Below are 21,211 nucleotides of genomic sequence, written 5' to 3'. Positions count from 1 at the left end.
CTCGGTAAACCGCAAGTCCCGATCCGATCCGATTGCCCCGTTGTTCCGTTATTCTGATTCCTTAATCCGTCGAATCCCTCGCGCGATTTGTTCCCTCTCATGCTCGCTCAGCGAATATAGTACAGGTGCCATAGGAATGTCGAACTTCAGATGAGAATGAGGGATTTCCGTCAATAATGTTCCAATGGGCTGTTGACTATTCTTACTACGTATAACGTTCCAGAAAATTCTAGACCTATTTTCCTCGGTTCCCCATTTTTCAAGCGAATTGCGAAATAGCAAACATTTCCCGATGACAAAATCATGCTCCTTGAGGGGCTCCGTTGCTTCGAAACCTGCATCTTCAAGGCTATCAAAGATTACGGGCATCAACTGGTCCAAATAAAGCCCATAGGCAGCATCCTCGATTTCACGAAAAGCGATCGTTAACTCATCAAGCATCAAATCGTATAGTGTTTTCCATACCGATTCGATATATTGATTACCTGCCCCGCCAATCTCCTCAATGGTCATGTCGTAACGGAATACTGGTTTTACAGTCATATATACTCCTCCTTGAATTGGATTATCTCCATCATATAACATGTAAGCCAATTGGAAGGTTAGAGGATAAATTTGAAGGAAATCAATAAATAATCAAGAATAACATTACAACGGTTTTAATGTTGTGCATTGTTCACGAAGGTGGGATAACATGGGCTTTCGACCCAAAAAACTGGCTGAAAAATACGGGTTAAGCAGCAGCACCCTGCGGAACTATGAAGCGAAGGGGCTGATACCTCCTGCAATTCGATCTTCAAATGGCTATCGTATGTATACCGAACGGCATGAAGCTTATCTGGCATGTATTCAAGCCATGGCTGCCGGATTTGGTATGGAAGTAACGAGCGAGGTAATGCATTGTCTTGGGCGAAATGAGTTGAATGACGCATTGTGGATCGTCAGGGATCGGGAGGTCATGCTGCATCGAGAAAAAGCAAGTTTAGATCAACTGGTAAGGGAATTGAAGTCGTATTCTGAAGGTAGTCAAGTTTACGACTTTAAACAACATTTCAGCATCCACGAGGTTTCCAGCCGGACAGGGGCTCCTAAATCGGCAATCCGTTACTGGGAGCAAAGCGGCCTGTTTACGGCTAAGCGAGACCCTGATAACGATTACCGTCTTTATAATGAAGCGCATCTCTTTAAAATTAGGATGTTTCAGGTACTGCAGAGCGCTGTTTATTCCGAGGAAACCGTGAACTTAAAACAATCCATTGCACGCTTAGATCTAGAGAACATCGAGCATGCGATGAAGCTTTCTGAAAGTATCCAGGCTTACCTGCACAAAACGATCAAACTCCAGATGCGAGCGCACTATTTTCTATATCGCTTAATTAAAGACCCATTGTAGTGTATAGATTAATAAACATCGACAATATATTTTGTCGGTTTGACAGTCTTTAGGACCGATTCAAACGAAGAAGCCATGGTAACAGCGAAGGATTATCGCTGTGACCATGGCTTTTATTTTTTTGGAACTATAAGTTATCCGTATCATGGCACGAGGAGTATTTGTCATGAAAGACCTTGGTCCAAGTCCGAAATCAACGATAAACAAGCCGTTTGTTTTCGAATTCTCGCCAGTACATGCCGACAAGCTCCAAATAGGAATAGTTCGCCTCCTGCCATCCTTGGCGGACCTGATCCAGCCACCACTGCATCACTTTTATCCGGTTTTCGAACGCTTCAACTATAAAAAACTGAATGAATTGCGAACTGCCCTTCTTGTACTCTTTGCCGTCGAATGTTGCGGACACTTTGGTTATTTATTTCGCTTTGTCAGCAATAAATTGGGCGTCCGCCCAATCGGCGTGATCATTGCCAATTCCATCGCCGGCATCGGTAACGATTAACTTCAATTGTTTCCTTCCACTAACATCAACATCAATAAACTTGGCCGGAGTGTCTCTTTTCATAATCCCGCTGTCAAACAATTTTTCACCGTCGGCCCATACTTGAAAAGCTACGGATCCTACATCGTTTCTGTTTGCCTCCTGGTCAAGGCCTACGTAACATTGGAAGCGATTATACCCTTTCCCGGCAATGTCGTAAATGATTTCTGAATTAGCATGCGTTCCAATTCCTTTATCATAGGTGACAACGCCCGAATCACTTATCAATGTAATCGGGTTCCCTTCGACACTAGCATCTCGATGAATCGTTCCCCAACCAGTCGTCCCATAAATCCACGGAAGGTCGCTTAAATACAATTCTGGAGTGATATTAAAATGAATCTTATACGTTTGCGTCACGGATCCATCTGCCGAGGTGACGGTAATCACGGTGGTACCCGGAAGTTGTTCCGCAGGTGAAATATCTACCTTGACATCGTTATTGGCCGGAATGACTTCCACCGTAGGTACATCCGATATCGTGCCTTCCAAAAATGTCATGTAGTAATCTTTGGTTACGTGATCAAAACTGGAGAAGGATTCCCCGTTGATCTTGATGTCATCTACTAACACCTCTTTCAACAGCTTAGCTCCAGCCCAATCAGCATGATCCGCACCATTGCCGACGCCACCATCCATTACTTCCAACGTAAGAATATCGACATCGGAAACATCAACATTGACATGCTGGGAATCCGCGTTATCTTTCATTACACCGCTATCATAGAGCTTTTTCCCGTCTCCCCACACTTGAAAGATGACAGAGCCTCCCTGAGTTTCAACATCTAGTCCAATATCCGAGATAAACCTTGAAAAGTTCTTACCGATATAAAATGAAGCTTTAGAGTATGCATGAACACCCAATCCTTTTTCATACCCTTTACCGTTCAGGGTGATCATATTGCCATCTCCTTGACCACTCCCGCCGACACTTGTATCCCTTTCAGCCGGACCCCAGCCGTTTGAAACGTTGCCGAAAAATGGCATGTCGCTGATAAATGTATCTTCCGCCTTAGGGGCGGACGGGACTTGCACGGAATATTCTGAGCGTACATGCCCCTGAATTTCCCCACCAGAAACGAACATGGCATCCACTGTAAGATGACTCCAGCCAGCTCCAGCGTCTTGAGGCACCGTCACCTTCCAACTCACCTTAACGGAATTGTTTTTGCCTTCAGGTGGCATGGTTTGAAGTGTGGTGTCCGAAGCGAGGATTACTGTCCATCCTTCCGGTACATTTAGATTGAGATCCAGGTTATGAACAGCCACTCTTCCATAATTGGTCAGCGTTGTTATGATCGTTGTGGTTTCACCTGGGGCTATAACAGAAGGACCGTCAAACGATATACCAACAGCCGCAGGCACCCCGTTCGGTGTTCCCGGTATAACACGGTAGGTGACCGCTGAAAATGGTTCAACATCGGAGACGATTTTGCTGGCATAACTCATTGTTTGGCCAGTCCAATAGTCTTCAGCCAAATAAACTGAAGCAGGTTTAAAACCTAATTTTTCCGGTTCAGCACTGATTGTTGTCGCTGCAGTAGTCCGGTTGACCAATGTCATCATTTTGCTTCCGTCAGACAGCGATTTGACCCAAATTTCTTTGCCGTCATTATCGATAACTCGCTTAAATCCGTCAGTTGAAACCTCATTTCTCGGTTCCGGACTGACGCGATACATCATAATCCCGTGAGACGGAACAGAAGCGCTGATTTTGTCTGAGGTCGTAGTCGTTTCATGTGCCCAGAGATTCCGAACCGTATAGGTTTTATTGTCGACAGAGGATGGTATGCCCAATTGACTTATACTTATCTCCATATTTGACGGACCATCGGTTGAGTTGAAGAACAACACGGCTTTGTCCCCATTGGCCATCGGTTTCAACAACACATAAGTACCGTCGTTTGGCATCTTGATGGGACGTCCCTGTATTCCGATTGGATCTTGATTCACCGCAGTCACTTCACGATTGGCGTAAATATCTAAAATTTCTTGGGGGGCATTCAGTAAATCGGTACCCGAGAGCAATGGCGCAGCCATTATGGACCAAAGACTAAATTCGGTACGATATTCCTCTAAACTCATGCCCCCGTTACCGACTTCCAGCATATCGGGATCATTCCAATAGCCCGGACCGGCATACGGATACAGTTCAACAGTCTTAAGGAAATGGACTAACATCCTTAGATACGTATCACTAATATCACCGGTTGTCCGCCACAGATTGCCCACCTGCTTGCCCCATTTCCACGGATCATCAGTTCCCCCAACGCTCATACTGAAAACAATGTCCCGACCTGTATCCGCAAGCGCATTGCGCATCTTCTCATAGCGTTCCTTTACCGGTCGACCCTGAGGGTCTCCACAATTATCATACTTTAAATAGTCGATTCCCCACTCGGCAAAACTTTGGGCATCTTTCTTTTCATGGTCGAGACTCCCCGGATAATTGGCACAAGTCGTGGTACCTGCGCTTGCGTAAATACCAATTTTCAGACCGAGAGAGTGAACATAATCAGCGACTTCCTTCATCCCGTTTGGAAACTTTTCCGGATCGGGAACTAAATTGCCGTTTGCATCGCGTTGATTAAGCATCCAACAATCATCGATGTTGACGTATTCATAGCCCGCTTCTTTCATCCCGGAATCAACGATCTTTTTAGCCGTTTTCTTCACGAGATCGGCATTAACGTCACAATGAAAGGCGTTCCAACCATTCCAGCCCATCGGAGGCGTTTTTGCAAGCCCATTGTCAAGCGCATAGGCTTGCGAATGATTGAACCCTAACAAACCAATGACCAGTGTAAACAAAAACAAAAGCGTTACCAACGACTTTTGAAACCTAGGTTTGTTCATTGAACATATCATCCTTTCTTTTATTTTTTTCTCGTATGGAACTCTAGATCTTTGATCCCTCCTTTCGCGGCATCCGGCACAAACCATTTGGAGAACACTTTCGTAACGGCCATGCTGAAAACGCTTCCGCATGGGCTTATGATAAAGGGGGACTTACAGGAGAGCAAGCAGCATAATTTGATGTACTGTACTATTTTTTTCGTATGCTATATGAGACGTATTCTCCGTGAAAATCGAAAAAAAATAGAAAATGATACACGAAAAAAGGCCATATCCGAACTGGACATGGCCTATAAGAACCAATATCATTCCCACGTTTCTTTTCTTCATACGTTGTATACCGCATGCTATTTGCATCACGCTGCAACAGAATTTGTCATGAAATGCCTTGGTCCAAGGCCGAAATCAACGAAAACAAGCCGTTTGTTATCGAATTCTGCGCTTGCCCGAGAAATAATCATCATTCACTGTGGCTTGTATTCAAATGTAAACTTCACGGGAGTCGACATACCTTCGATTGAGAGATAGGCAACGTTGGTTCCTTTTAGAAAACCGGTAAGCTTGATCGTGAATTGGAAACTTCCCGTTACTGTACTTGTCGTCTGGCCTTCATACCGAACTTTCCCTTTCGAATCGAGCACTTTCAAATTCACTTCGGACTGACTGCTTCCATCCATGACCAGACCATCAATCGTCAATTTTCCTGCGCCGACATCTGCCAGAGCTCTTACGCCGTCGATCGGGGTTACCCCGTCGCCTCCCGCCAGGTTGTACACGCCAAACTCATAGAAGGAGTAACCATAATCCGTATTTCTTTCGAGCCCTTGAAATTTGACGTATCTGGCTTTGACCGGCTCAAAATGAACCGTTTCTTTTCCGTCACGTGCCGTAATGATTCCATCATTGTTCTTGACCACACTGGTCCAATTCTGTTTATCGTCAGATACAAGAAGTTTGTAGGTTTTAGCACGCGCAAATTCCCAATGAATTCGTACGGTATCGAATTCCTTGGCTTCGCCAAGGTCGACCTGGAACCAGCTATTATTCGTGTAATCACTGGCCCATCTTGTCGCTGGGAATCCATCTACTGCTTTTTCCGGTTGATAATTCGGGCTGCCGCCTTCTACCGAAGAAGCTTCCGCCTTTTTATTTTGCGCCAAGTTTCCAATGAGGTAATAAACGTCCTCCTTCAGCGCGTTGTACGCCGTTTCTTTTATAACGCCATCTTTCAACAAAATATCAAGTTCCGCGTTAAATCCTTTCAGATATTTGTCAAACTGTGTCGCATCCGTTCCTTCGTAGCGTTTCATTAGCTCTAGATAATTGTTCAAAGAACGAGGCGCTTCGGCATTCGTAAATTGATTTTGTTCTACAAATCGGTTCACCAATGTTTTCATGCTGTCCGCGTTTGCACGGACATCGATGATATAAGACGTTTTCTGCGACTTGCCGGCCGTTACGGTAATAACCAATTCATGTTTTCCGGGTGCACCCGACAGATTTATGGTTGTTCCAGCCGTATAAGGCTTGCCGTCAAACTGAGCCGTCACTTTCGTCACGCCATCGTCATCCTTTAACTGCCACGTAAACTGGAACGGCTCTGTTTCATTTACCACGGCACCACTTTGAAGAGGTTGTCCATTTATTTGCACGGCTGCCTCTGGCGGAGCCGCATTATTGATTTCATATGTTCCATTCACATATTGGTACAACCAATCATACAAAATGCGATTGGAAGGATCTTGGTTGACCGCCGCATTGTAAACGGCATTATTCCCTTGATAATAAGCTCTGAATCCGTTTTGCATCAGGCCTGTTTCAACGCCGCTGTTCAAGTAGTCGATAAATCGCTCACGGAACACGCCGTCGGTCAACATCCGGTCATCAAACTCGACTTCATTGGTCATGCCGTATTGCTTCGCCAGGTTGGCGGCATCCTCCAGACGGTCGTAGCCCATGTCCTCGAAGAAATAGTTCGGCTGGAAGGCAGCGTTGTCAAAGCCAACGTCCTTCCACATAAACGCTTTGTATGCCAAAGAATGCGGAATCCAGAAAAATTTCAGGTCCATATCATGGACTTTTCCGCTTACTGCTTTAATCAAATCCGGGCCCGTATCACTTGTGCTGATTTGTTCTTCCAGCCAGTACATGCCGACAAGCTCCAGATTGGAATAGTTCGCCTCCTGCCATCTTTGGCGGACCTGATCCAGCCACCACTGCATCGCTTTTATCCGGTTTTCTTGCGCTTTCTCTTTGCCGACAACCGAGTCTCTGAAGCTTTCGGATACCCCGTCACCGTCAACGTCACCAAAGTCGTTTACGTATTCCCCCGGGTTCGGAATCATGAGCACAACCTTCATTTTATGATCAGGCTGATTCAGCTTGGATCCGACTTCCATTGTAGCCTCATTTAACTGCTGCATATCCCCTGCGGCTGCGAAGGTTTTGTCCAAATACCAATTCCAGTCCTCCAGTATCGTTTGCCCGACACCGAAGTCACGGCCGGCAGGCGAAGCCAGTCCGAGATATAATATCCCGTCAAAAAGCCAGTCGACAGGCTCGCCATCTTTATTTACATAACTGATATTAGGGATGATCCGTTCCTTGTTCCAATCACCCAGACCATTTGGATATTGTCCGTTATAAAGCAGTCCGAGATTGCGGATGCCTCCAGTGGCTTCTCCCGGCGCCATAAACTGCGGATGCTCGGCAGGGACCTTTACGGCCCCGTCAGCCTGTCCATCGGTACCCCGAATTTCAATCTCATCAATATATGACCATTGTGTTGGATGCATCGTAAAGGTGACTTTGACATAACGGGCATAAGCAAGCTTGCCGTTCGTATTCCCGCCTTTGATTCCATCCCGGCTGCCGTCCCATTCAAAGGTCTCCTGTCTTGGCGGACCTTCCCCCCAGAGCAGCTGGGTGGCGTTATGGGACAACAGTCCCCAATTATCTTTATCGTCGGAGACATACATGGATACCGTCAAAGGTACGAGGATCGAGTTGGTAGGATAATCTTGGAAAAAGTGTGCTGTAATCTTTCCGATTGATTTTTCCTCACCGAGATCAAAGACGACTTCCCGCGTTTTTCCACGCTGATGCCCTACCCATGCCGGGTCATTCATATCCAATGTGCCGTATTTTCCATCCGTAAGCTTGTACTCGCCGTCAGGACGCGACGCGTCTGGCTCCTCAGACCATTCATAAGGTAGGCCGGCCGCAAGATTGCGGAATTGCGTCTCCTCCACTGCCGAAGATGCTGCCACTTGGTTTGGATTCGGAGCTGATCCTGCCTGTTCCGCTGCTGGTTCCCCAGCATCCGTCGGTAGATCTGGTACGAACTGTGGATTTCCTGCCTCATTTCCTTCCGGCTGGCCTGCATCGCCTGCCTGTGCAATCATCACTTCCGGAACAGGCGTTTTCGCCTGGACCGCAGAAACCGGGGCCATCAGCAATACGGCTGCCATCAGGACGGTTCCCCATTTCTTATTCGAATTCATTTTAGTCAACTCCTTTTTTGTTCTCAACTGAAAGAAATGCCTGAAATCTTTACCGCATTATGATGAATACCTGAATCGATCCCCCCTTTCAAGAAATCTGGCAAAAGCCTTTGTTGGAATCGCTTTCAAAAATAAAAAATTCATATACCCCATTTCCTTTTTCTTTGCTCGCGAACTTGTACGGCATCCGGGGTACGCACTTCCAAACCCCCGACGCCGCGGATGTCCGCCATGGTTACTGCACGGCAAGTAATTCTGTTCTATTTGCCTTTGCCGAATAGTTCCACAGATTTCAACAATTAAACTCCCGCTTCTTCCTTCTCATACATCTCTGTCAGCTTTATGCTTCTGCCTTGCTCCAAGCGAGATCGTTCGGAAGCGAAGGCAATCAAATGGCTTTGCAAAGAAGCTGTAGCCGATGTAAGGCCTTGGGACGGGTTGCGGTCGAACTTATGTACATTTTTGAGGAAGGAGCTCACCATGCGCTCATCGCCTCCGCCGTGTCCGTCTCCCTGCACGCTGCATTTAATTTCAATCTCTTCGCCCGTCGCATAGCGGTACAGCGTAAATGAACCTTTATCCATGTCGCCAATGATCTCTCCCTGCGTGCCCATAATCTGCACACGGCGAGTACCGCTCTTGGTTAATCCCGACATAATAAAGTTCGCGTTGGCGCCGCTGGCGAATTCCATATTGACGACCTGATGGTCGACAACATTGTTATCACAGCGATAGACGCAGCGGCCGAACGGTCCTTCCTTAAGTGCCCGGATAATGCCTTCCTGTGATAAATCGTGCGTCATATAGCGCGCCCAATGGTCGGCAGGTTGCTCCAAATACATTTTAATCGCTGAAAATGCACATTCCCTCTCTGCTTCGCAACCATCGATGCAGCGGTCCGTTGCACCCTCCGGCGCGTTCTCGGCTTTAAAATGAAGCAATGAGCCAAAGGAGCTGACCGCGGTGCACGGCTCATCCATCAGCCAAGAGATGAGGTCCAGGTCATGGCAGGATTTGGCGAGAATCATCGGGCTTGTTTCCTCGGAATTGCGCCAATTCCCCCGCACGTAACTATGAATCATATGGTGATAGCCTACATTCTCAGTCAGCTGAATGGTGCCGATGGCACCCAGCTCCCCATCCTCGATGCATTTCTTAATGCCCGACCAGAACGGGGAATAGCGAAGCACATGCGTGACCACCAACAAACGCTTAAACTTAAGGGAAGCTTGCTCCAATTCGATGCATTCCCCTACATTCGGCGACATCGGTTTCTCCAGCATGACATGGTAGCCAAGCTCCATCGCTTTCATTGCAGGTATATAATGCATCCGATCAAGCGTGGAGATGATCATCACGTCGGCTATTTTTCCCTGCTCGAATGCTTTTTCCCAAGAATCATAAACATGCTCTTCATCGATTTGATGAATTTCTGCAAAACGTTGTCTGCGTTCATCATCCGGCTCGGCTACAGCAACAAACTTCAGCTCATTCGGAAATTTTTCCGCATACGGTCCATAGATGTATCTTCCTCTACTGCCTGCGCCTAATAGTACAGCCGTTAATGTTTTCAATGCTCTTCCCCCTTGCGTATACAATGCATCATAACTTCATTTTAAGGGGTGTCTTTGCGCATCAAAAGAGATCATTGCTTACATTCCATATACATTTATTTACCTTGCTGCATTGTTTCGGTCCGGGCCGTCCGAAAATCCTGCGGCGTCATATCGTTTTGCTTCTTAAAGAAGCGGATAAAGGCAAGCGCTGAATTGTAGCCGAGCCTGGCGGCGATTTCATTGACCTTCATAGAGGTATTGAGCAGCAAGTCCTTTGCAATGACATTGCGGTAATCATTTACGTATTTAGACAGTCCAATTCCCGTTATTTGCTTGTAAAGCCTAGAAAGATAGGATGGATTCAAGCTGACATAATCCCCAAGAGCGGTTAGGGATATATCATCCGCAATATGCTCCTCTATATAGCGATGCACCTTTTTGACGACCTCCGCCGGCAGTTCTGTTCCTCTAATCGCATTCCACTCAAAAAAGCAGTTCCCAATTTGCCAATAGTATGGAATAAGCTCCGTCCATGAAGCGGTCTCCACCTGGCGGAACAGCATATCCAGATTAATCTGGGTATTCATATAGTCTCGCATATCTTTATTTTTGTGCAAATGCGCCAGAAATACCGCAGATAGGGAGTGGTACACCTCGACCTTACGCCCTTCAGGAATATCCGGATCCTTCCAACTGTCTGTCAATTCAACAAACAGTTTATTGAACTGCTCGCGGTGATTATTTTCAAGACAGCTCATCAGCAGCTGTACGCGAGCGTGAAAAAAGCCGTCATGATAGCTTATCGCCTTCTCTTTTTCTTCAGACTTCTGAATATCTTTATCGGTCATAATGATTTCATGAAACAAACCATGGCCTTGCATAAGACCGTATTTCATCGCATGAAAACGATCCGACAGCCGACTCCACGGGACAGCTTCACTGCCAATAAGAAAAGAAACGGAAAGGCTCAGCAGCTTTTTGCTGGTAGCCTGTATCGTCTCCAAATTGCCGCTCACATAGCGGTATGCCCTGGTCCATTCCATCGTACCGGTATCTGCCGTTAACTCCGGGCCGTCTTTAGGCTGAAAGATCCATACCATTTTGTTCATATCAAATACGACGGAGAAGCAGCGCACATGGGCGGATAAATACTCATCGCCGATATTTTGCAGAGCGTAAGCGAGCAAAGCTTTATCGGGCGCCGTAAATATTTCTTTCCAGGCATCGATCCGGCCAATCAGTAAATAGACCGGCAGCGATGCGTCGAGCGGAATGTCCATTTCCGCAAAAGCGTCCTGAAGCTGCTGCACCGTCATCGTCTTGCCTTGAAATAAGCCCCAGATATACTCCTTCTGCAAGGAAGGCATCGCGATTCTCATTTTGGACTGGGCCCGCAAGATCATTTGCGCCTGATCCTGTTCCTCTTCAATTTCCTCTATCGCCCGTTCAACGGTATGGATGATCTTCTCGTCGCTCTCCACTTTCAGCAAATAATCAAAAGCACCAAACGTAATGGCGTTCTTTGCATAGTGAAAATCATTGTAGCCTGTCAATAAAATAACTTTGCACTTCGGCCACTGCGATTTAATTTCCTGCAGAAGCTCAATACCCTCGATGCCAGACATCTTAATGTCCGAAATTACAATATCCATCCGGTGATGAGACAGTACCTCTAACGCCTCTTCACCGGAGTAGGCCTTCATGACTTCAAGCTCCAAATGCTCCGTCTTCTCGAACAACTCCAGAAGACCATCTACAATAATCGGCAGATCATCCACGATTAACAGCCTGTACATGGCGATTCCTCCTTAGCTCATGCTCAGTTTAATAATAGCCTGAAGCCCGCCAAGCTCAGAGCGTGACACGGTAATCCCAAACTCTTCTCCATAACGAAGCCGAATTCTGCGATGAACATTAAGCAGGCCGGTTGTCTCCTCCATCTGGTTCGTTGAATAACGCAGCCTCTTGCCAAGCGCTTCGATCTCCTCGTCCGTCATGAATTCGCCGTTATCTTCTACATAAATGTAAAACGCATCATGTCGCAGCTTGCTGTGCACCCATAACTCGCCTGTGCCCAGCATATTACCAAGGGCGTGTTTATAAGCATTTTCAATAATAGGCTGTAAAATCAACCGGGGGACTTTAATCGGCTGGGCTTCGACATCAAACAGCACTTGGATTCGGTCCCCGTAACAGATCGACTGCATCTCCACATAAGTGCGGGAATGCTCAAGCTCCATCTCCAGCGGGATGTCGTCATCATGTTGGCGAGTAATGAACTGAAAATATTGCCCGATGTATAAACAGAATTGGTATGCCTTTTCCTTCTGACTATCGGATTTAATCAAGCGGCACAGCACGAAGAAGCAATTATATAAAAAATGAGGATTAATTTGCGATTGCAATCTTTTCAGCTCCGAACGCTGATTCCGTATTTGCTGCTCATAATTTTCCTCAATCAGTGTTTTCAAAGATTTCACCGTATCGTTAAAAGCCTCGTATAAATAGCCGAACTCATCCTTCCTGCGGTCGATCAAGATCGGCTCCAGCTCGTTTTGCTGCATGCGGCGGAAGGAGCGCACCAGTTTGATCAACGGACGGTATATTAACCGGATTAAGAAATAGGTAAAGAATAAAACAATAAATACAGCAAGCACGCAAGCCCACCAAAACAAAGTTTTATATACCTCGAGCGAACCGAGAATCGTCTCTTCCGGTATGCTCGTTACCATGTATGAATTCCAAAGGCTTGAATACTTAAATACGGTTAGAAATCGCTTATTTTTATAATGGATCGTATCATAGCCTTCATCCATGTTCGCTGCCTGCTTTTCAAAAGCCAACTGCTTCATCAGATCATGCAATTCAAGGTCGGAGCCGCTATTGATTTCAAAGCCGCGCTCCAGATTAAACAATACGGTCTGGCCTTCCCTGCTATTCCCAATTTGCCCTAAAGTTTCTTTCATTTTACCGGTTGAGAGCTCAACGCCTACCACATAGAGCGGGTCCTTCTTGCCTGCAGGGTACTGCATTGTAATAAACAGCCGGTCCTGCCAATAAATAAAGGGCTCCGTATAAAGCTTCTTGTCTGGCTGCATCGCTTCGAATTCTTCCGCATTCAGACTGGTTTCAAAGCTGTTGCTCAGCACAGTACGCTCGATTTGCGGAATGTACGCCTTCGCCTCGCGAATAAACGGACTGGAATTTTTCATTAAATCCAATCGATGCTGAATATCCAATATTTTATACGACCGCTCATAGGAGTTCATCTGTTCGCCTGTCGCCGCCACCTCCATTAAATCTCTGTCCATGACGTAGTTAGGCAAATATCGGCTGATCCGGTCTGCTTCTTTATCCAAGGAGTCTATATAAAACCGTGTCGTGTTCAAAATCGAATCGGATATTTCACTCCGGATATGATTGGCCCCTTGCTCATTAATCATCCAGGTAATCGCCATAAGCGGCAGTAAGGCCGCCAAAAAGGCAGCCATGATTTTTTTGAATATAGAGGAATCTTGTAAAAAGAATATACTTTTCATCGTTTGTTCTCCTGTGTCTGAGATCTACGACTTTCTTTGTCTATTCTTTTACACTTCCCATTACAATGCCTTTGATGAAAAACCGCTGCAAGAATGGGTAGACAATAAGAATAGGGAAAGCCGCAACGAAGATTTGTGCCGCCCTGCTTGTACGGTCAGACAGCTGGAGCATGAGTTCCACATTTTCTGATTTTAGAAATCGGAAGTCCATCTTAATAATAACGGTTTGCAAGAAGGTTTGCAGTGGATAATTTTCTGGATGATTCATATAGAGCATGCCATCGAACCAGCTATTCCAATGCCCGACCATCGTAAACAGCCCTGTTGTCGCCAGCGCGGGCAACGATAGCGGAACATATATTTTCCAAAGTGTTAAAAAATGTCCGGCTCCGTCTATCCGTGAAGCTTCCTCAAGCTCCTTAGGCAAATTGCGGTAAAAGTTCAATAGCAAAATGACGTTGAACACGTTAATTGCCATCGGAAACACTAGCGCTCCGAGAGAATCAATAAGTCCCAAGCTTTTAATTGTTAAATAGGTAGGAATTAATCCGCCACTGAACAAAATCGTAAACACGAAGATCCAGGCATAAACGGTTCTTAAACGAAACGTATTGCGGTCCTTGGATAAAGGATACGCCGTAATAATCGTTAACAGCATGCTTAATGCCGTCCCGACAACAACCCGTTGAAAAGAAATGCCAAAAGCTCTTAAATATTCAGGCTTGCCGAACACGTTATCATAAGCTGCCGTTGTAAATTCTACAGGCCACAGCCCCACCTTGCCTGCTGCCGCAGCCGAACCCGAGCTAAAGGAAATCGCCAAAATATGAATAATCGGCATTAAGCATAAAAACGATACAAAGGCTAGAAAAATTAGATTGCAAACGAGAAAAGCTCTTCTTCCAAATGACGGTTTAATGACCACGATCTGTCTCCTTTCTGAATCACCGACTTTTTCGCTATTAGAAAATGCGGTAATTCGCTAGTCGGTATGCAAGTACGTAGGATACGGAAATGAAAATAAAGGATACGACGGATTTCAATAAACCGACAGCTGTGGCAAATCCGAACTGGGCTTGCTGTATCCCCATGCGGTACACGAAAGTATCAATGATATCGGCACTTTCATAAACCGGCGCGCTGTACAGGTTAAATATTTGATCAAATCCGGCATTCAGCACATTGCCGATATTAAGCGTAAGCATAAGGATAATGATCGGCATCATGCCCGGCAGCGTCACATGAAGCGTTTGTTTCCAGCGGCCCGCGCCATCGATTTGAGCGGCTTCATAAAGCGTAGGATTGATTCCTGTTAGCGCCGCCAAATAAACTATGGTGCCAAATCCAAATTCTTTCCATACATCGGAGATAACCATAACATAAGGAAACCAGTTGTTATCGCCAAGAAAGAAAATCGGTTTCATGCCGAACCATGCAAGCAGTTGGTTCAATATGCCGGAGGAAGGAGATAAAATGTCGACCAAAATACCGCTCAGCAGCACCCAGGATAAGAAATGGGGCAGATAGACCAGGGTTTGGAACGTTCTCTTCATCCATTCTCTACGCAATTCATTAAGCAAAATAGCAATGGTGATCGGCACGAACAAACCGGCAAGGATTTTCATTACGGCAATATAGACCGTGTTAAAAAAGATACGGCCGATATCCGGATAATCCATTAACAGCTGGAAGTTCCTCCATCCGATAAATGGGGAGCCGAACAACCCTTTATTCGGTACATATTTTTGAAAAGCCATCATGATTCCTGACATCGGAATGTAACTAAAAATAACAATAAAAGCTAAACCTGGCAGCAGCATCAAATGAAGCGGCCATTCCTTCTTCCATATGCGCGTCAGTTTCATATCTTCACCTCGCTGATTCACTTTTCATGCTGTGCATTTTTTTACTCAAGAACCTGATTGTTCTTGAAAAAAGGAGGGATTGCATAGAATCAATCCCTCCCTCCGCCACAGATTCTATTGAAGCGATTTATACCACTCGTTAACTTCTTTCGTGATTTCATCGCCGCCAAGCTTCTTCCACTCTTCAACGAATTTATCGAACTCGTCTACGGATACTTGGTTCATCATGATCTTGATGAATATCTCATCACGTTTCTTCGTCAAGATTTCTTGACGATCTGCCATCGTCGGAGTAGGCGCGCCGTAGAACTTGTTTTGCAGGTATTCTTTATTTTGCAGGATTTTAGGGTTATGCGATACCGCACCGTTCGGACCCGAGATCAGGTACTCCCACCACATGGTGATATCGCTGCCGTCAACATATTTCATTGCACGCTCATAACGCGTTTTTTGGTCTTTTGTTTCCAAAATGCTAGCATCTTTTGTTTCGATCGCTTTCGGCAAGATCTCCCCATTATTATCGATTTGTCTACCTACACGAAGCGGGTTAAGCAACCAGTAGTTAGCTCCTTTTTCTACCCCATCTTTACCGTATTCGTAAACCTTTTGTTCTTCGGTTGGATTAGACTGCGTTACGATGTATTGGTTCAGCAATTTGATAACGCCTTCCGGATGCTTGGCTTGTTTGGAGATTACATAGTACTCGTCAACGCCAAGGCCGATTTGATTCAAAGTAGGCTTATTATCGATTGAAGGGATCGGGAACGCTCCCCATTCTTGAACAACCTTGCCGTCTTTCACAGCGCCCTGCACAAGCTGCGCCGGTGTCCAGGAAGCGCCGAATACCATGCCGATGCTGCCGTCGTAGATGAGCTCAGCGGCTTTTTCCGTATCTTTAACGGCAAACTCAGGATCGATCAACCCTTTTTTGAACATGTCTTGCAGCGCTCCAAGAGCCTGCTTCATCTCGGGCTGAATATCACTGTTCATCAAACCGCCGTTCCCGTCCTCCATCCAGATGTTTTCATAAGCATGGTAGCCGTTCAAGAACGCTCTCAGACCGGTAACGCCTGTCTCTGTACTAAATGGGTTCTTGCTGACCGCAATACCGTAAGCTTGTTTTGTACCCCCAGGATTTTTCGCTTTGAACGCTTCGGCAATTTCAATGAGATCATCCATCGTTTTAGGCTCAGGCAGGTTCAGTTCCTTCAGCCAGTCCGTACGAACGAACAAGTACTGATAGTTGAACGGGTTGTATGAGCTTGGAATACCCATCATTTTTCCGTCGATCATCGCTGTTTTCATTTGCATGCCGCCGTCCACAGTCAGAAACTTTTTTGTCTCTTCCGTAGCATGCTGATCATAAACCTCTGTCAGATCCATAATCATATCCGCTTCAGTAAGCTCTTTAAGCTGTGCTGCGTTGACAAGCATGAAATCCGGAATATCATTCGATGCAATCGCGATTTTCACTTTTTCCTTAAATTGACTTACATCGGCAATCCATTTGTTTGTAATTTTGACACCGATATCTTTTTCATAAGCATCATAAACGGAGTTTTTGTCGAAGCTCTCCCCTTCGTCAAATTTCAAGTAAGGATCGCTTGGCGAAACCGTTGAGACCTCAATGACATCATTGCTGTTTCCTGTGCCTGCTATTTCGGTCGGTTCCTTGGAATTTCCAGGTGGACTTGGCTCAGACGACGATTTGAAGCCGCAGCCTGTAACCGCCAATGCAAGCGTCAAGGAGATCATGACAAGTGCCTTTTTGCTCTTCAAATTTTACCCCTCCGGTACATTTCGTTATAGTTTTCGCTGCAAATTATAATGCAGTATTTCATATTTCAAGTATAAAAAGAAGCCTCCCGCTGTTCTATATACTAGTCTTTACTTTCGTATACACCTCTTGACACCAGACAAAAATAAATATTTACTGTGTTTGATGGATACAACGTCGGCGTATTCTTTTCATTTAGATACACCTCAAAATGTATGTATAGAAGTAAATAACAGTATCTGGTTAAAGGCATCTCTTGTCTATATACTTAGCATATAAATTCATTATTGTCTGGAGGCCATTGGATCATAATGAAACTTCATATTGCTTATGATCATCCCATTGCCATCAATGCTTTCGAATGGACTCCTGCTACTTATCAGCAGCCGCCCCATGTGCACGCGAGTCTGGAGATCGGCCTTTGTTTAACAGGCAAAGGCCGCTTTTTCTTCGGAAATAAACAATATACAGCTAATCCCGGCGACTTGTTTCTGGTCAATAACGAGGAACGGCATATTGCCCAATCCGATCCCGATGACCCGAGCCGCTATCTTTTTATTAACTTTGATCCCTCGCTGCTGCTAGCTGAGGAGCCTGGGCTGCTGCTGCCATTCTCCTATCGCTCCAATCATTTTTGCAATCATATCATTGGCGATTCCCCCCTCGCCAAACAGCTCACTCCTTGGGTACTGGCTATAGCGGAAGAACTGCGAGAGAAGTCCCCGGGGTATTTGGTCATGGCCAAAAGCGCGCTCATTCAGCTGTGCGGCCGTCTTCTTCGACATTACAACGGTTTGCTATCCGATGATGAGCGTCATCATATGGTACATTCCGTTCTCCAGGTGCAATCGCTTGCCGTTTTGGTCGAGCATCGTTACAATGAGCCGGTTAGCTTAGGGGAATTGGCTAATGAACTTGGTTTAAGCGTCTCGCGCGTGAGCCGAGCGTTTCTGGAAACGACGGGTTACCGTTTCTCGGAATATGTCTCCTTACTTCGTATCCAGGCTGCCAAGCGGGAATTGGCAGGAACGGACAAAGTTGTTGCTGATATTGCATTCGAATGCGGCTTTCAAAGCTTGCCGACCTTTTACCGCGTCTTTAAAGAGACTGTCGGCATGTCTCCGATCCGTTATCGGCAATCGATGGGAGTTATGGAATGAACAAAAAATGAGAATAACGCTTTCCTAATTTGAGAAGCCATTGCCGGCATGGCTGGTTATAATCAAGGCATACATTGATTTCACGTATTTCAGGAGGGCAACCGTTATGACGAAATGGATTGGACTGAGGGAATTAGTTCGGGAAGAAGTAAAACAGCGCGAAGAAGAAGGCTGTAATGTAGAAGGGATGTCCGAACGTTTGGAAGCCGCCGGCACAGACGAAGCAAAATTAATGGAAGTATACCAGGCTTTAATGGCACTTGAACCAATGGCGGATTTCAAGTATATCGAGCCGTCGGAATTGGAAGCCATTCGCGCCGAACGTCCGGATGGACCGAGAATCCTGTCCGGAAACTGGGATGAACTTAAATGGCAGGATAAATTTCATGGTGCTTGGCTCGGCCGTTCGGCTGGTTGTGCGCTCGGAAAACCTCTGGAGGCTCCTGCCTTCATGCAAGGCTCTGGCGGCAGACCCGGCTGGCACAATATAAAGTTGTGGTTCGAAGGCGCAGGTCAATGGCCGATTCGCCACTATACACCGGGCGAGTCAACTGCAGAAGCCGAGTACGGTATCGAGATAGCAAGGTGGAGCAGCATGGCCAGCTGCCGGGAGAATATTCGCTTTATGGAAACAGACGATGATATTCGTTATACCGTTCTTGGCCTGCTCATGCTTGAGGAGCGCGGGCTTGATTTCAACTCCTGGGATGTGGGCAAGCTGTGGCATCGTCATTTGTCATTCGGGCAGGTATTCACAGCTGAAGCGCAGTCCTATCTTAATTTCGCGCGTGTCACTTCACATATTAACGGCGATCGGCCAGATGATTGGGAGAAACATATCCACTCAGGACGTTCTTATTTGAATCCCTACCGCGAATGGATCGGCGCCCAGATCCGTGTGGACGGCTATGCATACGGTGCTGCCGGCCAGCCCCAGCTTGCAGCTGAGCTTGCTTGGCGGGACGCTTCCTTCTCCCATGTGAAGAATGGTATTTACGGCGCCATGTTTTGCTCGGCTATGATTGCCGCGGCATTCGTTGAAAGTGATATGAAGCGAATTGTTGAGATCGGATTGAGTGAAATTCCGAAACGCAGCCGTCTTGCAGAAGATATCTCGTTAGCGGTCAACATTGCTCAGGAAACGGAAGATTCATTAGAATTGGTGAGTAAAATATGGGAAGCATTTAAGCACTATCACCCTGTTCATACCAATAATAATGCTGCATTATGCGCGGCTGCTCTCATTCATTCCGGAGGCGATTTTGAGAAAGGCATAACAACCGCCGTACTTGGTGGCTGGGACACCGATTGCAATGGCGCCACCGTCGGTTCCATTCTTGGCGCATCACTTGGAGCAGCGGCGCTCCCTGAGAAGTGGATCTCGCCGCTAAACGATACGTTGTATGCCGATGTCAGTGGCTTCCACCCCATTGCCATCTCCGAATGCGCACAAAGAAGCTATAGTGTCTTCCGAAAATTGCAGCATTAAAATCATTAAGGATGAATCGAGTAGGAGGGGGCGGTTAGCCCCCGTCCTCTCCGTCGTGTACTTTGTTGCAGCCATAGTTTCCCGTTAGTTCACTTATTTAACTTACAACCGCTTCACTCCGACATCTATCCCTGTAACGTCCATATAGACTTCGTAATTGAATTTCTCCTCCGTAGCACCTCCGTTGTTATGCGCTCGGATTCGCAAATCAGACTGATCAATACCTTGCGATAATGCCCAAGTGATCATGACGTCAAATGCTTCTTTCTTTACTTGCTGCCATTTCCTTCCCTTCCTGCCGGCGGCCTTGTAATAAGCTGCTCGGTATGGTTGAAGTTCAATAATTTCTTTGGTTTGTGTTAGGACGAGCTCGATTGGGATGTAGATATCCATTTCCTGCGTATCAGGTGGTATGCCGAGATGGGTAGCACAACGCATATCATAATGTTCCATGATCGGACCAGCAGCTGTTTGAAATGACGAGTATGGAAACCATTCCTTGAAAATATAATCATACGTTCGCCCTATCGACTCTCCAACCGGTCCAATCGCTGTGAACCTTGCATATTTCGTTTTTGGGATGAGCCGTGCTGTGGCCCCTGGCGGCACATGGTCTACGTTTGTCACTTCGATCCCGATAAAGTAGGTGTATCCGCTCTCGTCTCGATCTACCGTCAATGCATAGTCAATTTCCTTTTCTGGCTCAACACGCAGATGTGCGATATTGCCGAAAGTTTGCTGCCACTCATCGAAATACTGTTTCCACAGATCGGGCGAAGATACACCATCTTCAAATCGACATTCTATGCCAATTAGCTTCATCGCTGGTTTTGTTACGATCATCGTATGTGGCTTGGTTTTTATCATGGCTACAGCTCCCTTTTGCTGCTGTGCGAGATTGACAGCGTGGAATGTAGGCAAAAGAAACCGTCTCTTCCGATAGTTTTCAGGTGTTATTCCATACATGCGTTTGAAAGCTCTACCGAATACATCATGGGATTCGAAGCCGTAGTCATATGCGATATCCGCAATTTTATCATTGCTATAGCTTAAACGTTCAGCAGCAAGATGCAGTTTGCGACTGCGTACATATGACATGACGGTGAAGCCAGTATACGCCTCAAACACGCGCAAAAAATGTGACTTAGAGAAGCCGGCCAACGCTACAAGTGACTCACACGGAATGTCTTCCTGCACATGCGTCTCAATATAATTAAGCACGGACTGAATTCTTTGCTCATAATCCATGGATGTGCACCTCCACGGAATAAATTGTAGCATGGAGAAAAATAGGTTTCTCGATGTTTTTTCTCTTATTGGGGAGAATCGTTATGCGGTTTGCCTTCCCTTGTCCTCGCTCTGCGATAAGAACTTGCATTGTTAAATCATGACCACCCGTCCAACGGGTGGTTTGCACTTGGGGTATAACCCCCTGTTGCCAAACTGCGCCTAAAGACGCTAGCCTGACAATAAAATTGTTCAGGCTCAGTGTAATTTGTCACTTTCACTTACCAGTTAAACTGGTTTACTTT

14 protein-coding genes are annotated in these 21,211 nt (G+C 46.1%); 3 read left to right on the top strand and 11 right to left on the bottom strand.

Going from position 1 to position 21,211, the window contains the following annotated elements; genetic code table 11:
• Positions 1–48 precede the first annotated feature (48 nt).
• On the bottom strand, positions 49–543 hold the full coding sequence (locus tag AB4124_RS16950; protein ID WP_441973588.1) for a DUF6022 family protein: 495 nt from the start codon (positions 541–543) through the stop codon (positions 49–51).
• Between the two features lie 151 nt (positions 544–694).
• Between AB4124_RS16950 and AB4124_RS16945 the strand changes: the two genes are divergently transcribed.
• Positions 695–1,393 (top strand): MerR family transcriptional regulator, encoded by a 699-nt coding sequence (locus AB4124_RS16945; RefSeq protein ID WP_441973587.1) that lies wholly within the window; start codon positions 695–697, stop codon positions 1,391–1,393.
• A 193-nt stretch (positions 1,394–1,586) separates the two neighbouring features.
• Here AB4124_RS16945 and AB4124_RS16940 read toward each other — a convergent pair whose 3' ends face one another.
• The 9 genes from AB4124_RS16940 to AB4124_RS16900 all read right to left on the bottom strand — a co-directional run bounded on the left by AB4124_RS16940 (position 1,587) and on the right by AB4124_RS16900 (position 17,032).
• Positions 1,587–1,799: a DUF4855 domain-containing protein gene (locus AB4124_RS16940; protein ID WP_430112272.1), complete on the bottom strand. Its 213-nt coding sequence runs from the start codon at positions 1,797–1,799 to the stop codon at positions 1,587–1,589.
• Between the two features lie 9 nt (positions 1,800–1,808).
• Positions 1,809–4,790 carry an NPCBM/NEW2 domain-containing protein gene (locus AB4124_RS16935; RefSeq protein ID WP_441973586.1) on the bottom strand — a complete coding sequence of 994 codons (2,982 nt, stop codon included), beginning with the start codon at positions 4,788–4,790 and terminating at the stop codon, positions 1,809–1,811.
• A 464-nt stretch (positions 4,791–5,254) separates the two neighbouring features.
• Positions 5,255–8,293: a DUF4855 domain-containing protein gene (locus tag AB4124_RS16930; RefSeq protein WP_441973585.1), complete on the bottom strand. Its 3,039-nt coding sequence runs from the start codon at positions 8,291–8,293 to the stop codon at positions 5,255–5,257.
• A gap of 299 nt (positions 8,294–8,592) precedes the next feature.
• Positions 8,593–9,867 carry a Gfo/Idh/MocA family protein gene (locus AB4124_RS16925; protein ID WP_441973584.1) on the bottom strand — a complete coding sequence of 425 codons (1,275 nt, stop codon included), beginning with the start codon at positions 9,865–9,867 and terminating at the stop codon, positions 8,593–8,595.
• Between the two features lie 95 nt (positions 9,868–9,962).
• Complete coding sequence (locus AB4124_RS16920; protein WP_441973583.1) at positions 9,963–11,645, bottom strand: response regulator transcription factor; 1,683 nt, start codon at positions 11,643–11,645, stop codon at positions 9,963–9,965.
• A gap of 12 nt (positions 11,646–11,657) precedes the next feature.
• Entirely contained in the window at positions 11,658–13,388 is a 1,731-nt protein-coding gene (locus AB4124_RS16915; protein ID WP_441973582.1) for a sensor histidine kinase, read from the bottom strand.
• Between the two features lie 40 nt (positions 13,389–13,428).
• Complete coding sequence (locus tag AB4124_RS16910; protein WP_441973581.1) at positions 13,429–14,313, bottom strand: carbohydrate ABC transporter permease; 885 nt, start codon at positions 14,311–14,313, stop codon at positions 13,429–13,431.
• Between the two features lie 37 nt (positions 14,314–14,350).
• Complete coding sequence (locus tag AB4124_RS16905; protein WP_441973580.1) at positions 14,351–15,253, bottom strand: ABC transporter permease; 903 nt, start codon at positions 15,251–15,253, stop codon at positions 14,351–14,353.
• A gap of 114 nt (positions 15,254–15,367) precedes the next feature.
• Entirely contained in the window at positions 15,368–17,032 is a 1,665-nt protein-coding gene (locus AB4124_RS16900; RefSeq protein WP_441973579.1) for an extracellular solute-binding protein, read from the bottom strand.
• Positions 17,033–17,341: 309 nt separating this feature from the next.
• On the opposite strand from AB4124_RS16900, the gene AB4124_RS16895 reads away from it, so the two are divergent.
• Positions 17,342–18,190 (top strand): AraC family transcriptional regulator, encoded by an 849-nt coding sequence (locus AB4124_RS16895; protein WP_441973578.1) that lies wholly within the window; start codon positions 17,342–17,344, stop codon positions 18,188–18,190.
• Positions 18,191–18,296: 106 nt separating this feature from the next.
• Positions 18,297–19,679, top strand: coding sequence for an ADP-ribosylglycohydrolase family protein (locus AB4124_RS16890; protein WP_441973577.1), 1,383 nt, complete (start codon positions 18,297–18,299; stop codon positions 19,677–19,679).
• Positions 19,680–19,781: 102 nt separating this feature from the next.
• Here the strand turns inward: AB4124_RS16890 and AB4124_RS16885 are convergent, their stop codons facing one another.
• Positions 19,782–20,927 carry an AraC family transcriptional regulator gene (locus AB4124_RS16885; RefSeq protein WP_441973576.1) on the bottom strand — a complete coding sequence of 382 codons (1,146 nt, stop codon included), beginning with the start codon at positions 20,925–20,927 and terminating at the stop codon, positions 19,782–19,784.
• Positions 20,928–21,211 lie beyond the last annotated feature (284 nt).

Origin of the sequence: Paenibacillus sp. 2KB_20, assembly GCF_052115765.1 — a bacterium.
GTDB lineage: Bacteria > Bacillota > Bacilli > Paenibacillales > Paenibacillaceae > Paenibacillus_AQ.
The sequence above is the reverse complement of the archived record's forward strand: the minus strand, read 5'-3'. Positions and strand labels throughout refer to the sequence as shown.

What these genes read in the sequence shown, in the direction of transcription:
- AB4124_RS16950 (WP_441973588.1), bottom strand. Translation starts at nt 543, where the DNA reads ATGACTGTAAAACCAGTATTCCGTTACGACATGACCATTGAGGAGATT.
- AB4124_RS16945 (WP_441973587.1), top strand. Translation starts at nt 695, where the DNA reads ATGGGCTTTCGACCCAAAAAACTGGCTGAAAAATACGGGTTAAGCAGC.
- AB4124_RS16935 (WP_441973586.1), bottom strand. Translation starts at nt 4,790, where the DNA reads ATGAACAAACCTAGGTTTCAAAAGTCGTTGGTAACGCTTTTGTTTTTG.
- AB4124_RS16930 (WP_441973585.1), bottom strand. Translation starts at nt 8,293, where the DNA reads ATGAATTCGAATAAGAAATGGGGAACCGTCCTGATGGCAGCCGTATTG.
- AB4124_RS16920 (WP_441973583.1), bottom strand. Translation starts at nt 11,645, where the DNA reads ATGTACAGGCTGTTAATCGTGGATGATCTGCCGATTATTGTAGATGGT.
- AB4124_RS16915 (WP_441973582.1), bottom strand. Translation starts at nt 13,388, where the DNA reads ATGAAAAGTATATTCTTTTTACAAGATTCCTCTATATTCAAAAAAATC.
- AB4124_RS16905 (WP_441973580.1), bottom strand. Translation starts at nt 15,253, where the DNA reads ATGAAACTGACGCGCATATGGAAGAAGGAATGGCCGCTTCATTTGATG.
- AB4124_RS16895 (WP_441973578.1), top strand. Translation starts at nt 17,342, where the DNA reads ATGAAACTTCATATTGCTTATGATCATCCCATTGCCATCAATGCTTTC.
- AB4124_RS16890 (WP_441973577.1), top strand. Translation starts at nt 18,297, where the DNA reads ATGACGAAATGGATTGGACTGAGGGAATTAGTTCGGGAAGAAGTAAAA.
- AB4124_RS16885 (WP_441973576.1), bottom strand. Translation starts at nt 20,927, where the DNA reads ATGGATTATGAGCAAAGAATTCAGTCCGTGCTTAATTATATTGAGACG.